The organism is Bacillus sp. MD-5 (genome assembly GCF_002201875.1).
GTDB lineage: Bacteria > Bacillota > Bacilli > Bacillales > Bacillaceae > Bacillus > Bacillus stercoris.
In genome coordinates this window covers 2555712-2570304 of record NZ_CP021911.1, presented here as the reverse complement: position 1 = coordinate 2570304, position 14593 = coordinate 2555712, and the positions used below count along the sequence as shown (strand labels likewise).

Here is a 14593-nt window from a genome sequence, read left to right as displayed (position 1 = left end):
TTATCGGATGATCAAACGTCCGATAATGGGAATGCGGCGAAGCTCATCTTTTTTAATTAAACGGAAAACGAGCAGGAGGGCAATGTAAATAGCGGCGCTCACCGCAATCCATCCAGCGAGATTCACAGCCTCAGATGCTCCAAAACGAATATATTGTTTGATGGCGGAGCTGATGAATCCGCTAATCACAATAACAGCGAAGCTGAGTGCGTATTCCTTAATTTTAATGCTGATCGGCAGCACTTTGCTTACGGTTGCTGCATGCAATAGCGTGACGAGCACCATGCCTGTAACAATGGCCAATGCCGCCCCCATAATGCCAAGAGACGGCCTTGTGGCTAGGACAAAAATAAGACCTGTTTTGACAAGCGCTCCGATTAAGCTGTTCATCATCGCAGCTCCTGCCAAATTAAGCGCCTGCAGCACAGCTTGAAGTGGGCCTTGGAAATAATAAAGCAGAAAAAACGGGGCCATCACTTTTATAAATACAGCTGCGCTTGAGGAACCGTACATCACTCTCATCAGCTCATCCGCAAATACAAATAAAATAACAACTGAAATGCCTCCGCTGAGCAGACAGAGACGCATCGCCTGTTCCAAGCGGTATTCCACCACCTGCAATTTTTTCTGCTCCATTCCTTCACTGATCGCAGGAACAAGCGCGGTCGACAAAGAATATGTAATAAAGCTGGGCAGAGTCAGCAGAGTCATGGCAAAGCCGGTCAGTTCACCGTATTGCTTTGTTGCGGAAATTGTCGCCACACCTGCAATGGCAAGGCTTTGAGCGACGACAATCGGCTCGAAAAACCAAGAAAGGTTTCCGATAAAGCGGCTCCCGGTAGTTGGAAGGGATACGCTCATTAATTGGGTAAAGGTTTGTTTTCCATTTTTAATTGACTGGAAAAAATGCTTTCTGATTTTAATTGTTTTTTTATACTTAAAGCAAACAAATAAATAAAGAAGGGATGCTAGCTCACCTGCTACTGAGGAAAGCATGGCCCCCGCTGCAGCATATTCAATTCCGTAAGGGAGAAAAATCGTTGTGCAGACAGCCACGAGTGAAATACGGACGACCTGTTCAAGGACTTGTGACATAGCGAGCGGATTCATATTCTGTTTTCCTTGAAAGTACCCCCTCAGCACACTCGATATAGCAATAATCGGCACAACCGGCGTAATGGCCAGAAGCGGGTACAGTGTTCGCTTATCTGTCAGCATCGTTTCAGCCATAACCGGGGCGAAAAATAGAAACAGCGGTGTAAAGATGAGGCTGAGCACTCCCGTGATGGTCAGAGACATGACTAAAATGTTTTTCGTTTTTTGGTGATCTCCGCGCGCACTGGCTTCAGCGACAAGCTTGCTGATCGCGACCGGCAGACCGAATTGAGTTAATGTAGTGGCCAAGAAAAAGGTAGGCGCCGCCATCATGTAAAGCCCGACCCCTTCTTCACCGATAAAACGGGCGATTACCACCCGGTTGACAAACCCGAGCATTCTTGTAACCATTCCTGCTGCGATAAGAATAAGAGTGCCCTTTAAAAACGTCTGTTTCGCCATTTTTACCCCCTGCCTTCTCAAACTACCTGGAATCATATACAATAAAGATATGCGTATATATCGTCCAAGCATGACAAGTCTTCATGAAAAACAATAAAAAAGGAGCGTGGAATTCATGGAGAAGCATCCCGCCGATCTATATAAAGACCACGTCAGGCCGTTTCTTTACAGCAAACTGGAAGAGTTTAAGATTCTCGGGTATGATGATGTTGAACTTGAAAGTTTGTGGTCATACTTAACAAATAAGAAGTGGAAAAAGAAAACGGAACTGAGCATTTATGAACTGGCGAGTGATATTTTATCAGTGAAAATTGGCGAATTTATGAATTATGCAACCGTTGAGTCATTCAAAACGTCTAATTGGCTGGGCAGTGAAGAAGGACAGGAAGCATTGGAAGAACTGCTGAGATAGCAGATTGATTCGCACAGGTTTAAGGGAGGATATACATAATGAAAAAAGGACGCTTGATTGCGTTTTTCCTTTTCGTTCTATTGATCGGCACGGGCTTGGGCTACTTTACGAAGCCTGCCGCGAACAATATTACGTTAGGATTGGATTTGCAAGGCGGATTTGAGGTGCTGTATGATGTACAGCCTGTAAAAAAAGGTGACAAAATCACAAAAGACGTTCTGGTCAGCACAGTAGAGGCGTTGAACCGCCGGGCCAATGTTCTCGGTGTCAGCGAACCGAACATCCAAATTGAAGGGAATAACCGGATTCGCGTTCAGCTCGCTGGGGTGACAAACCAAAACAGGGCGCGTGAAATTCTGGCAACTGAAGCGCAGCTTTCTTTCAGAGATACGAATGACAAAGAATTGCTGAATGGCTCCGACCTCGTCGAAAACGGAGCTAAACAAACATATGACGCCAAAACAAATGAACCGATTGTCAGCATTAAACTGAAAGATGCTGATAAATTCGGCGAAGTGACCAAAAAGGTCATGAAAATGGCGCCAAACAACCAGCTTGTCATTTGGATGGATTATGAAAAAGGGGATTCCTTTAAAAAAGAGGTTCAAAAAGAGCACCCTAAATACGTATCAGCTCCAAATGTAAGTCAAGAATTAAACACAACAGACGTTACAATAGAAGGGAAATTTACGGTTCAAGAAGCGAAAGATTTAGCCAGCATTTTAAACGCTGGTGCACTTCCTGTGAAACTGACTGAAAAGTATTCGACATCAGTAGGCGCACAATTTGGACAGCAGGCTCTCCATGATACGGTGTTTGCCGGTATTGTCGGTATCGCAATTATTTTCTTATTTATGCTTTTCTATTACCGTCTGCCGGGATTTATCGCGGTGATTACGCTATCCGTTTATATCTACATTACACTCCAGGTCTTTGACTGGATGAATGCTGTACTTACGCTTCCGGGGATTGCCGCGCTCATTTTAGGGGTAGGGATGGCGGTTGACGCCAACATCATTACCTATGAGCGGATTAAAGAAGAGCTTAAGCTAGGCAAGTCAGTTCGCTCTGCCTTCCGTTCAGGAAACAGACGGTCATTTGCGACAATTTTTGACGCGAATATTACAACGATTATTGCCGCGGTTGTGCTCTTTATCTTTGGGACAAGCTCTGTTAAAGGGTTTGCGACAATGCTGATCCTATCGATTTTGACAAGCTTTATCACTGCCGTTTTCTTATCAAGATTTCTTCTCGCTCTCCTTGTGGAAAGCAGATGGCTTGATCGGAAAAAAGGCTGGTTTGGCGTTAATAAGAAGCATATTATGGATATTCAGGATACGGACGAAAATACAGAGCCGCATACGCCGTTCCAAAAATGGGATTTCACGAGCAAACGCAAATATTTCTTTATTTTCTCCAGTGCGGTCACGATTGCCGGGATTATTATCCTGCTTGTGTTCAAGCTGAATCTTGGCATTGACTTCGCAAGCGGTGCACGGATTGAAGTGCAAAGTGACCATAAGCTGACGACAGAGCAAGTTGAGAAGGATTTTGAATCTCTGGGTATGGACCCTGATACAGTTGTTCTGTCAGGCGAAAAGAGCAATGTCGGTGTTGCCCGTTTTGTTGGAGTGCCTGATAAAGAAACGATTGCCAAAGTAAAAACGTACTTTAAAGACAAATACGGGACAGAGCCGAATGTCAGCACAGTTTCACCGACAGTCGGCAAAGAGCTGGCAAGAAATGCGCTGTACGCAGTTGCTATAGCTTCTATTGGCATCATCATTTACGTTTCAATCCGATTCGAATACAAAATGGCGATTGCCGCAATCGCTTCACTGCTATATGACGCATTCTTTATCGTCACGTTCTTCAGTATTACAAGGCTGGAGGTAGATGTTACGTTCATTGCGGCCGTCTTGACGATTATCGGGTATTCGATTAACGATACAATTGTTACATTTGACAGGATTCGCGAGCATATGAAAAAGCGCAAGCCGAAAACATTTGCCGACCTGAACCATATTGTAAACCTAAGCCTGCAGCAAACCTTTACACGTTCAATCAACACGGTATTAACTGTTTTGATTGTTGTTGTGGCATTGCTGATCTTTGGAGCATCTTCTATTTCTAACTTCTCAATTGCTTTATTGATCGGGCTGTTAACAGGCGTTTATTCCTCTCTCTACATTGCCGCACAGATTTGGCTTGTATGGAAAGGAAAAGAATTGAAAAAAGATCCGGCACAATAAAAAAACAGGCTGTCCTCTGCGGGACAGCCTGTTTTTTGAAGTTTCATTGAACTTAAAACAGGCATTTGCTATAATGACATACGCTTACATTTAAACATATATATGGTGTTAAACGGATTTGTGACTGGTCTTCAGATATGTAGGAGGGTTTATATATGAGGGTTCGCGAATCAGAGCTGCCGGGCATAGGACAAAAAGTTGAAATGGTTACTAGAAACCGTGATAAAATTTCAATTATCATTCATCATGACGGACGGAGAGAGCTTTACTATTTTGACGAAAACGACCATGAAGAATGTGTTGCCTCCATGCAGCTTGATGACGCTGAAGCAAGGCAGATTTCTGCAATTCTTGGCGGAATGGCATATAAACCGAAAGCAATAGAACAGGTTGAGTCAGCCCTTGATGATTTCATGATAGAGTGGTGTAAAGCAGAAGCGGGAGCGCCTGCCATTCATCAGACGATTGGTGATTTGGATGTGGGGCAGGAATATCATGTGACGGTCATTGCAATGATTAAGAAGAATCAGGATAAACAACTAAATCCGAGCTCTGAAACAATCATTGATGAAGGCGATACACTTGTCATGTCCGGTGAGGGAAGCGGACTGAAGAGGCTGATCCGGGAAAAATTGACCGCAAACATGGCTTAACCTAGTGTTAAGCCATGTTTAAAACCAGTCTTGATAGGGAAAGTTACCTCAATAAAAAGTTTGGGGGAAAGAGAATGAATAAACAATGGACCATTATTTTCGCACTTATTTTTACCTTAATTGTCGCTATTTTTGCAGTCATTAATGTTCGATCCGTAGAAGTTGATTACCTGTTTGGCAGGTCAGAATGGCCGCTTATTCTTGTTATTTTAGGCTCGGTTTTAATGGGAGCGCTCATTGTATTTTCTGTCGGCATTTTTCAGGTGATGAAATTAAAGCGGGAAATCAAAACGCTGCGGAAAGAAAATAGAACTGCAATCCATAAACAAGAGGATACCCAGCTTGCTGATCAGACCGACACACAGGATGCTTCAGCCATGATTGAGAAAAAAGACTAGTTTTCGAATATTATTTGAAACCCTTCAGCCTGCTCTAGTATAATAGGGTGGTTGAGGGGTGAATTTATGTTAGCGTCAAAAATGCGATGGGAAATCCAGCGACCAGATCAGGATAAGGTCAAATCACTCACAGAACAATTGCATATAACACCTCTTGTTGCGTCCCTGCTTGTAAAAAGAGGCTTTGATACGGCAGAAAGCGCTAGGCTGTTTTTACATACAAAGGATGCCGATTTTTATGATCCTTTTGAAATGAAAGGCATGAAAGAAGCGGCAGATCGAATAAAACAGGCGATTTCACAACAAGAACAGATTATGATATATGGCGATTATGACGCCGATGGGGTTACCAGTACGTCAGTGATGCTTCACACGCTGCAAAAACTATCGGCTCAAGTTGATTTTTATATACCTGACCGTTTTAAAGAAGGATATGGACCTAATGAACAGGCGTTTCGTTCGATTAAAGAACGGGGCTTTTCCTTGATCATTACGGTTGATACAGGAATTGCCGCTGTGCATGAAGCGAAGGTGGCAAAAGAACTCGGACTGGATGTCATCATTACAGATCATCACGAACCGGGACCGGAGCTTCCGGATGTCCATGCGATCGTCCACCCGAAGCAGCCGGGCTGCTCTTACCCGTTTAAAGAGCTTGCAGGGGTCGGAGTCGCGTTTAAGCTGGCCCATGCTTTATTGGGTGAACTTCCGGATGAACTGCTTGACCTGGCGGCAATCGGCACCATTGCTGACCTTGTCCCGCTGCATGACGAAAACAGATTAATTGCAACACTAGGACTTGAAAGGCTTCGGCGGACAAACCGGCTCGGCTTAAAAGAACTGATTAAGCTGTCAGGCGGAGACATCGGAGAAGCGAACGAAGAAACTGTTGGATTTCAGCTCGCTCCAAGGCTGAATGCCGTCGGAAGAATCGAACAGGCGGACCCAGCTGTTCATTTGCTCATGTCAGAGGATTCGTTTGAAGCGGAAGAGCTTGCCGCAGAAATTGACCAGCTGAACAAAGAGCGCCAAAAAATGGTCAGTAAAATGACGGATGAAGCGATTGAAATGGTTGAACGGCAAGGGCTCGATCAAACTGCAATTGTCGTGGCAAAAGCCGGATGGAACCCGGGAGTCGTCGGGATTGTGGCCTCAAAGCTTGTGGACCGTTTCTATCGCCCTGCTATTGTGCTTGGCATTGATGAAGAAAAGGGGATCGCTAAAGGTTCGGCCCGAAGCATCAGGGGATTTAATTTATTTGAGAGCCTTTCTGAATGCAGAGATATTCTTCCTCATTTCGGCGGCCATCCAATGGCTGCGGGGATGACGCTCAAAGCCGAGGATGTGCCGAATTTGCGAAGCAGGCTGAATGAAATAGCGGACAATACGCTTACGGAAGAGGATTTTGTTCCTGTACAGGAAGTCGACCTTGTCTGCAGCGTCGAGGACATTACAGTTGAAAGCATCACAGAAATGAACATGCTTTCTCCTTTTGGCATGCTGAACCCGAAACCGCACGTTCTCGTAGAAAACGCAGTACTGGAAGATGTCCGCAAGATAGGGGCAAATAAAACTCATGTCAAAATGACGATCAAAAATGAGTCGTCTCAGCTTGATTGCGTCGGTTTTAATAAAGGTGAGCTCGAAGAAGGCATCGTACCGGGATCAAGAATTTCCATTGTCGGTGAGATGTCAATCAACGAATGGAACAATCGGAAAAAACCGCAGCTTATGATAAAGGATGCCGCTGTTTCTGAATGGCAGCTGTTTGATTTAAGGGGAAAACGGACGTGGGAAGATACAGTTTCCGCCCTTCCATCTGCTAAACGGGCCATTGTCTCTTTCAAAGAAGACTCAACAACACTTCTTCAAACTGAAGGCCTTCGTCAAGAAGTGCAGGTCATCAGCTCAGAAGATCAAGCAAAGGCGTTTGACCTCGATGGTGCATATATTGTATTGCTGGATCCGCCGCCTTCGTTGGACATGCTCGCACGTTTGCTGGAAGGAAAGGCGCCTGAGCGGATATATTTTATTTTTCTCAATCATGAGGACCACTTTTTATCGACTTTTCCCGCAAGAGACCACTTTAAATGGTATTATGCGTTCTTGCTGAAAAGAGGCGCTTTTGATGTGAAAAAACACGGTTCAGAGCTTGCAAAACATAAAGGCTGGTCCGTTGAAACAATCAATTTCATGACAAAGGTGTTTTTTGATCTCGGTTTTGTTAAAATAGAGAATGGTGTGCTGTCTGTTGTGAGCGGAGCAAAGAAACGTGACTTAACAGACTCACAAACATATCAGGCGAAACAGCAGCTGATGGAACTGGATCAAAAGCTGAATTATTCTTCTGCTGAAGAGCTGAAGGAATGGCTGAATAAGCTGATGAAACAAGATTCAGAGGCTTATGAAAGTACGAGGAGGACATAAAACAGATGGATTTAAAACAATACGTAACAATTGTACCGGATTACCCGAAAGAGGGCGTGCAATTTAAAGATATTACAACACTGATGGATAAAGGCGATGTATACCGCTATGCCACAGATCAAATTGTTGAATATGCGAAAGAAAAGCAAATCGATTTGGTCGTTGGCCCTGAAGCGCGCGGCTTTATTATCGGCTGTCCCGTTGCTTACGCGCTTGGCGTAGGTTTTGCGCCGGTCCGCAAAGAAGGCAAATTGCCTCGTGAAGTAATCAAAGTGGATTATGGTTTGGAATACGGAAAAGACGTATTAACGATCCACAAAGATGCGATTAAGCCTGGTCAGCGTGTGCTTATTACAGATGACCTGCTTGCGACAGGCGGCACAATTGAAGCGACAATCAAACTTGTTGAAGAACTTGGCGGCGTTGTTGCTGGTATCGCTTTCTTAATCGAGCTTTCTTATCTTGACGGCAGAGATAAGCTGGAAGATTATGACATCTTAACATTAATGAAATACTAAGGATAATCGCATAACGAAAAAAGCACTCCATGTCAGGGTGCTTTTTTCCTATTGTTTTGCATTTATTTTATATAATATTTGGCTATTTGAACTTCTGCTCTTTACATCTTTCGTTTTTTTCTTGATAATAAACTACAATACAGTTTACATTTTAAAAAAGGTGATTCCATGGCGAACGAACAAGTATTGACTGCCGAGCAAGTTATTGATAAAGCGCGCAGCTATCTATCTGATGAGCATATCGCATTTGTCGAAAAAGCATATCTGTACGCTGAAGATGCTCACCGCGAGCAATACCGCAAATCGGGCGAGCCATATATTATTCATCCGATTCAGGTTGCGGGGATTCTCGTCGATCTTGAAATGGACCCTTCCACAATTGCGGGCGGATTTTTGCATGATGTCGTGGAAGATACAGATGTGACGCTCGATGACCTGAAAGAAGCATTTTCCGAAGAAGTGGCAATGCTTGTAGACGGCGTAACAAAACTCGGCAAAATTAAATATAAATCTCAAGAGGAACAGCAGGCGGAAAATCATCGCAAAATGTTTGTCGCTATGGCTCAAGATATCAGGGTCATATTGATCAAGCTGGCGGATCGTCTTCACAATATGCGGACATTGAAACATCTGCCTCAAGAAAAACAGCGAAGAATCTCCAATGAAACACTGGAAATTTTTGCTCCTTTGGCGCATCGTCTCGGGATTTCAAAAATTAAATGGGAATTGGAAGATACGGCGCTCCGTTATTTGAATCCTCAGCAATATTACAGAATTGTCAACCTCATGAAGAAGAAACGCGCAGAACGTGAGCTTTATGTCGATGAGGTTGTCAATGAAGTGAAGAAACGTGTCGAAGAAGTGAATATCAAGGCTGACTTCTCGGGACGTCCGAAACATATTTACAGCATTTATCGAAAAATGGTGCTGCAAAATAAGCAATTTAATGAAATTTACGATTTGCTGGCTGTCCGTATTCTTGTGAATAGCATAAAGGACTGCTACGCGGTGCTCGGCATCATTCACACATGCTGGAAACCGATGCCCGGCAGATTCAAAGATTATATCGCAATGCCGAAGCCGAATATGTATCAATCGCTTCATACAACGGTTATCGGGCCTAAAGGCGATCCGCTGGAAGTGCAGATCCGCACCTTCGAAATGCATGAAATCGCTGAATACGGGGTTGCGGCTCACTGGGCTTATAAAGAAGGGAAAGCAGCCAATGAAGGCGCAACCTTTGAGAAAAAGCTTTCTTGGTTCCGTGAAATTTTAGAATTTCAAAATGAATCGACAGATGCAGAAGAATTTATGGAATCGCTCAAAATTGATTTGTTTTCTGACATGGTGTATGTCTTTACGCCAAAAGGAGATGTAATCGAGCTTCCGTCCGGTTCTGTTCCGATTGATTTTTCTTACCGGATTCACTCTGAAATCGGCAATAAAACAATCGGTGCCAAAGTGAACGGAAAAATGGTTACGCTTGACCATAAGCTTCGGACAGGTGATATCGTTGAAATTCTCACTTCTAAGCATTCCTATGGTCCGAGCCAGGATTGGGTGAAGCTTGCCCAAACATCCCAAGCGAAGCATAAGATCCGTCAATTCTTTAAGAAACAGCGACGTGAAGAAAATGTCGAAAAAGGCCGTGAACTGGTCGAAAAAGAAATAAAAAACCTGGATTTTGAATTGAAGGATGTCTTAACACCGGAGAATATTCAAAAGGTTGCTGACAAATTTAATTTCTCAAATGAAGAAGATATGTACGCAGCGGTCGGCTACAACGGCATTACAGCTCTCCAGGTGGCAAACCGCCTAACAGAAAAAGAGAGAAAACAGCGCGATCAGGAAGAACAGGAAAAGATCGTTCAGGAAGTCACTGGGGAACCTAAGCCATACCCTCAAGGAAGAAAACGGGAAGCTGGTGTTCGCGTCAAGGGCATCGACAACCTCCTTGTCCGTTTATCAAAATGCTGCAATCCTGTGCCGGGTGATGATATTGTCGGCTTTATCACAAAAGGCAGAGGGGTTTCGGTCCATCGCGAAGACTGTCCGAATGTCAAAACGAATGAAGCCCAAGAGCGGCTGATCCCGGTAGAGTGGGAACATGAGTCACAGGTTCAAAAGCGCAAGGAATACAATGTTGAGATAGAGATTCTTGGGTACGACCGTCGCGGATTGCTGAACGAGGTGCTTCAGGCAGTGAACGAAACAAAAACAAATATTTCATCTGTCTCTGGCAAATCGGATCGCAATAAAGTGGCAACCATTCATATGGCGATTTTTATTCAGAACATCAATCACTTGCACAAAGTCGTCGAGCGTATTAAACAGATTAGAGATATCTACTCTGTGCGCCGCGTCATGAACTAAAGGGGTTAGAAAATGAGATTAGTTGTTCAGCGAGTAACAGAAGCAAGCGTTACAGTGGACGAAGAGGTCGTCGGCCAAATTGGACAAGGCCTCATGGTGCTGGTCGGCATCACTCACGATGACACAGAAGAGGATGCAGCTTATTTAGCCGATAAAGTTGTCAATCTCCGTATTTTCGATGACAGTGAAGGAAAAATGAATCTGTCTCTTTTAGATATAGGAGGAGAAATTTTATCTGTCTCACAATTTACGCTTTATGGAGATACGAAAAAAGGGCGCCGGCCGAACTACATGAATGCGGCCAAACCTGATAAAGCTTTAGGCCTTTATGAAAAATGGAATGACCTGCTTCGTGAAAAAGGAATCAAAGTAGAGACCGGAACGTTTGGAGCAATGATGGATGTTCAGCTTACAAATTCCGGACCGGTCACGCTTATAATGGATTCAAAATAAAAAAAGCTGCCAAGAGGCAGCTTTTTTTATTGGAAGTATTTCTCTAATCCGCTTTCGATCCCATCTGTTACTTTTTCTTGGTATGAATTGCTATGTACAATGGCTTCTTCCTGCGGATGGCTTACATATCCCAGCTCATACAGCATAGCGGGCTGTCTGTTTTCCCGGAGCACATAATAATCCCCGAATAATACGCCGCGGTCTGGAATGGAAGACCGCTTTACCACTTCAGAGTGTACATCTGATGCGAGTTCCTGATCTTTGGCAGGGCTGTAGTAGTAAGCAGTACTGCCTCTTGTGGAGGTATCCGCATAGCTGTCATAGTGAATGCTGATAAAGGCGTCAGCGTTGCGATAGTGAGACGTGGAGACCCGTGACTGCAGGCTGACAAAGGTATCATCCTGACGTGTCACATACACATCTGCCCCAGCCGATCTAAGTTTGCTGGCGAGCAGTTTTGCCGTTTTGATCGTCAGGTTTTTCTCGAATTTCCCCGAATACCCGATTGTTCCGCTGTCTTTTCCTCCGTGTCCCGGGTCAACAATAATCGTTTTATTGTTGAGAGAGCCGTTTCCAGACGGGGAATCAGAGACTGGCGGTTCACCTGCTTCTTCTGCGCTTTTAGATGTTTGGACTACCCAATTGGCTACATAAGCAGTCTGCCCGTTATCAAGCTTGATTTCATACCAGTTTCCCTTTGAACCGGTAATGGTGTATGAATCTCCTTTGGCAGCACGCTCAACGATCGAAGCTGATGTTGACGCATCGCTTCTTAGATTCGTTCCTCCGTACATAATATAGGCTTTTTTAGCGGGGGACGAACTGCCTGCATTTGCCGAATTCTCAGCTGGATCAGAATTAGTCAAAAGGTAATGGCTTGCAACCCAGCCTTTCAGCCCATTCACCTCAATGTGAGCCCAGCCATTTTTCTCGTTGAGAACCGTCAGTTTCGTTCCGCGATCAAGTTTTGTTATAATTGCCGCGTCATGTGAGGCGGAGGCTCTTACATTTAGTGAAGAAACACCGACTGTGCCCGTCGTTGACGCACCGGAATCCTCGGTTTGGTCACTCTCATTCGATGCTGAACTGCTGCCTCCTGACGTGACATATTCAGATGATACCCATCCGGTGGCATTTTGATAGGAAATCTTGATCCAGCCCGAATCTTTATCAATGACAGATGCTTGGCTGCCTTGCGGGAATTTGCCGATAACTTCGTATGAAGTACCCGGGCCGGTTCTCATCCGCAGATCGGGGTCTGTTGATGTCACAGTGTCACTGCTTCCTGAGGAGCTTGTGCTGGCCTGATCTTCCTTTGTAATAAGCCAGGAGACTACCCAGCCTTTTTCTCCGGAACCAAGCTGGATCTGCACCCAGTCTCCATCTTCCTTTAAAATGGGATAGCGTTCTCCCTTTTTTACTTCCGCTGTAATGCCGTAGCTAAGCCCCGGGCCGCTTCTGACATTCATTTCATCTGTTGCGATGACTGCTTCTCCTTGAGCGGCTGTAACGGATGAAAAAGTCGGGAAAAGCGCTCCAGTGAAAATAATACATACAATAAGGACAAAGTATTTCTTGCTCATTGTGTCCTCCTTTCAGATGATCATTAAAAAAGCATTCTTGTTTAATATCGTAAAGTCCTTTCTGATTTTTAAATAAAAATAAAATGATTTGTTTATACTAAGCGTAAATACAATCAAAAAGGTGTGCAAATCATGAAATATCATCCAAAAATGGGACGGGCATTTCAAGACGGTGAAGCAAATCTGCATTACAGCGATCACGCAGATCCCGATACGACTGGTTATCTAACGGAAACAGCATCTGAATTTGGTCTTATGTCCAAAGAAGCAGCGCTGAGGAAAAACAACCGGAATAAAGCTTGACAGAGAACCCCAATCCCATTATTATAATAGAAATTGAGTACATAGCAAATGATGAAAGATTTGAACCAATAATGGAGAAGAGTAGGTCAGATTGCATGGCTAGAGAGGAACCCGCCCCAGGCTGAAAGCGGATCCCATTGCGTCTTTCTCGAAACAACACTCCGGAGGTTTCCTGCTGAACGCGTGAATAACGCCATTAGGCAGCGAACGTGAACCTGCGTTAAAGGATCGAGCGGGAATATGAACATATTCCAACTAGGGTGGCACCACGGGTATAACTCTCGTCCCTACTATCATGTATAGTAGGGGCGGGAGTTTTTTTCATTTTCATCATGAACGACAATTGTATATTTTAAAAGGAATACATAAGGAGGTCTACTTATGGGATATAACATTCCAAGAGGAACACAGGATATTCTGCCTGGAGAATCAGATCGCTGGCAGTTTGTTGAACAAATTATGAGAGACACTTGCCGCACTTATCAATATAAAGAAATTCGCACACCGATTTTTGAGCATACAGAACTGTTTGCCAGAGGCGTCGGAGAATCAACAGATATCGTACAAAAAGAAATGTATACCTTCGAGGACCGCAAAGGCAGAAGCCTGACGCTTCGTCCGGAGGGAACAGCTGCTGCGGTTCGCGCTTTTAACGAAAACAAGCTGTTCGCAAATCCTGTACAGCCGACAAAGCTTTATTATGTAGGGCCGATGTTCCGTTATGAACGTCCTCAGACGGGCCGTTACCGCCAGTTTTATCAGTTTGGAATTGAAGCGATTGGCTCGAAAGACCCAGCAATAGACGCTGAAGTGATGGCGCTTGCGATGAGTATTTATGAAAAAGCAGGTTTAGAAAACGTTAAGCTTGTCATAAACAGCCTCGGCGATCAAGCTAGCCGCAAAAGCTACAGAGAAGCGCTCGTGAAACACTTCGAGCCTCGCATCGAAGAATTTTGTTCAGACTGCCAGTCACGGCTGCACACAAATCCGCTTAGAATTTTGGACTGCAAAAAAGACCGTGATCATGAGCTGATGAAATCGGCACCTTCGATTTTGACATATTTAAATGAAGAATCAGCCGCTTATTTTGAGAAAGTGAAACAATACTTAAACGATCTTGGCATTTTGTATGAAATTGATCCGAACCTTGTGAGGGGGCTGGATTATTACAACCACACCGCATTTGAAATTATGAGCAATGCGGAGGGCTTCGGCGCGATTACGACACTTGCCGGCGGCGGACGCTACGACGGACTTGTCGAACAGATCGGAGGGCCTGAAGCACCGGGCATCGGATTTGCGATGAGCATCGAACGCCTGCTTGCCGCAATTGATGCTGAAAAAAGAGAGCTGCCTGTTGATAAGGGAATCGACTGTTATATCGTCACACTCGGCGAAAAAGCAAAGGATTATTCTGTTTCATTGGTGTACAAACTGAGAGAAGCAGGCATTTCCAGTGAAATCGATTATGAAAATAAGAAAATGAAAGGCCAGTTTAAAACAGCTGACCGCTTGAATGCGAGATTTATTGCGATTTTGGGTGAAGATGAGCTGGCCCAAAACAAAATCAATGTAAAGGATGCACAGACGGGCGAACAGATTGAAGTGGCACTTGATGAATTTATACATGTAATGAAGGCAAACCAAAAGGGATAAGGAGTGGA

Annotated in this window: 12 protein-coding genes and 1 other annotated feature; of the genes, 10 read left to right on the top strand and 2 right to left on the bottom strand. The window is 44.3% G+C overall.

The annotated features are described in order from the left end of the window. Positions 1 to 1557 carry a stage V sporulation protein B gene (gene spoVB / locus CDO84_RS13005; protein WP_040082292.1) on the bottom strand — a complete coding sequence of 519 codons (1557 nt, stop codon included), beginning with the start codon at positions 1555 to 1557 and terminating at the stop codon, positions 1 to 3. 115 nt (positions 1558 to 1672) lie between these two features. Here spoVB and comN point away from each other — a divergent pair, with 115 nt between their 5' ends. The 8 genes from comN (at position 1673) to dtd (ending at position 11043) form a co-directional block, all read left to right on the top strand. Then, a complete protein-coding gene (comN, locus tag CDO84_RS13000; protein ID WP_040082293.1) occupies positions 1673 to 1969 on the top strand; it encodes a post-transcriptional regulator ComN in 297 nt (98 codons plus the stop codon). Positions 1970 to 2007: 38 nt separating this feature from the next. Further along, positions 2008 to 4221 carry a protein translocase subunit SecDF gene (secDF, locus tag CDO84_RS12995; RefSeq protein WP_040082294.1) on the top strand — a complete coding sequence of 738 codons (2214 nt, stop codon included), beginning with the start codon at positions 2008 to 2010 and terminating at the stop codon, positions 4219 to 4221. A 155-nt stretch (positions 4222 to 4376) separates the two neighbouring features. Then, positions 4377 to 4874, top strand: coding sequence for a cation:proton antiporter regulatory subunit (locus CDO84_RS12990; RefSeq protein WP_040082295.1), 498 nt, complete (start codon positions 4377 to 4379; stop codon positions 4872 to 4874). 74 nt (positions 4875 to 4948) lie between these two features. Then, positions 4949 to 5272, top strand: a complete 324-nt coding sequence (locus CDO84_RS12985) for a LapA family protein (RefSeq protein ID WP_040082297.1) — start codon at positions 4949 to 4951, stop codon at positions 5270 to 5272. A gap of 66 nt (positions 5273 to 5338) precedes the next feature. Beyond that, positions 5339 to 7699: a single-stranded-DNA-specific exonuclease RecJ gene (recJ, locus tag CDO84_RS12980; protein WP_040082298.1), complete on the top strand. Its 2361-nt coding sequence runs from the start codon at positions 5339 to 5341 to the stop codon at positions 7697 to 7699. Positions 7700 to 7704: 5 nt separating this feature from the next. Continuing rightward, on the top strand, positions 7705 to 8217 hold the full coding sequence (locus CDO84_RS12975) for an adenine phosphoribosyltransferase (protein WP_014477521.1): 513 nt from the start codon (positions 7705 to 7707) through the stop codon (positions 8215 to 8217). Positions 8218 to 8385: 168 nt separating this feature from the next. Then, positions 8386 to 10590: a GTP diphosphokinase gene (relA, locus tag CDO84_RS12970; protein WP_003229747.1), complete on the top strand. Its 2205-nt coding sequence runs from the start codon at positions 8386 to 8388 to the stop codon at positions 10588 to 10590. 12 nt (positions 10591 to 10602) lie between these two features. Next, the gene (gene dtd / locus CDO84_RS12965) at positions 10603 to 11043 is read left to right on the top strand and encodes a D-aminoacyl-tRNA deacylase (protein ID WP_040082299.1); all 441 of its coding nucleotides are present in this window, start codon (positions 10603 to 10605) and stop codon (positions 11041 to 11043) included. 26 nt (positions 11044 to 11069) lie between these two features. Here dtd and CDO84_RS12960 read toward each other — a convergent pair whose 3' ends face one another. Next, positions 11070 to 12626, bottom strand: a complete 1557-nt coding sequence (locus tag CDO84_RS12960; RefSeq protein ID WP_040082300.1) for an N-acetylmuramoyl-L-alanine amidase family protein — start codon at positions 12624 to 12626, stop codon at positions 11070 to 11072. Positions 12627 to 12758: 132 nt separating this feature from the next. Between CDO84_RS12960 and CDO84_RS12955 the strand changes: the two genes are divergently transcribed. Together CDO84_RS12955 and hisS are read left to right on the top strand one after the other, a co-directional pair. Beyond that, the gene (locus tag CDO84_RS12955) at positions 12759 to 12929 is read left to right on the top strand and encodes a YrzK family protein (protein ID WP_014664807.1); all 171 of its coding nucleotides are present in this window, start codon (positions 12759 to 12761) and stop codon (positions 12927 to 12929) included. Positions 12930 to 12988: 59 nt separating this feature from the next. Beyond that, positions 12989 to 13221: a binding site (T-box leader), on the top strand. A gap of 89 nt (positions 13222 to 13310) precedes the next feature. After that, entirely contained in the window at positions 13311 to 14585 is a 1275-nt protein-coding gene (gene hisS, locus CDO84_RS12950; RefSeq protein WP_040082301.1) for a histidine--tRNA ligase, read from the top strand. Positions 14586 to 14593: the final 8 nt, after the last annotated feature.

What these genes read in the sequence shown, in the direction of transcription:
- spoVB (WP_040082292.1), bottom strand. Translation starts at nt 1,557, where the DNA reads ATGGCGAAACAGACGTTTTTAAAGGGCACTCTTATTCTTATCGCAGCA.
- comN (WP_040082293.1), top strand. Translation starts at nt 1,673, where the DNA reads ATGGAGAAGCATCCCGCCGATCTATATAAAGACCACGTCAGGCCGTTT.
- secDF (WP_040082294.1), top strand. Translation starts at nt 2,008, where the DNA reads ATGAAAAAAGGACGCTTGATTGCGTTTTTCCTTTTCGTTCTATTGATC.
- CDO84_RS12990 (WP_040082295.1), top strand. Translation starts at nt 4,377, where the DNA reads ATGAGGGTTCGCGAATCAGAGCTGCCGGGCATAGGACAAAAAGTTGAA.
- CDO84_RS12985 (WP_040082297.1), top strand. Translation starts at nt 4,949, where the DNA reads ATGAATAAACAATGGACCATTATTTTCGCACTTATTTTTACCTTAATT.
- recJ (WP_040082298.1), top strand. Translation starts at nt 5,339, where the DNA reads ATGTTAGCGTCAAAAATGCGATGGGAAATCCAGCGACCAGATCAGGAT.
- CDO84_RS12975 (WP_014477521.1), top strand. Translation starts at nt 7,705, where the DNA reads ATGGATTTAAAACAATACGTAACAATTGTACCGGATTACCCGAAAGAG.
- relA (WP_003229747.1), top strand. Translation starts at nt 8,386, where the DNA reads ATGGCGAACGAACAAGTATTGACTGCCGAGCAAGTTATTGATAAAGCG.
- dtd (WP_040082299.1), top strand. Translation starts at nt 10,603, where the DNA reads ATGAGATTAGTTGTTCAGCGAGTAACAGAAGCAAGCGTTACAGTGGAC.
- CDO84_RS12960 (WP_040082300.1), bottom strand. Translation starts at nt 12,626, where the DNA reads ATGAGCAAGAAATACTTTGTCCTTATTGTATGTATTATTTTCACTGGA.
- CDO84_RS12955 (WP_014664807.1), top strand. Translation starts at nt 12,759, where the DNA reads ATGAAATATCATCCAAAAATGGGACGGGCATTTCAAGACGGTGAAGCA.
- hisS (WP_040082301.1), top strand. Translation starts at nt 13,311, where the DNA reads ATGGGATATAACATTCCAAGAGGAACACAGGATATTCTGCCTGGAGAA.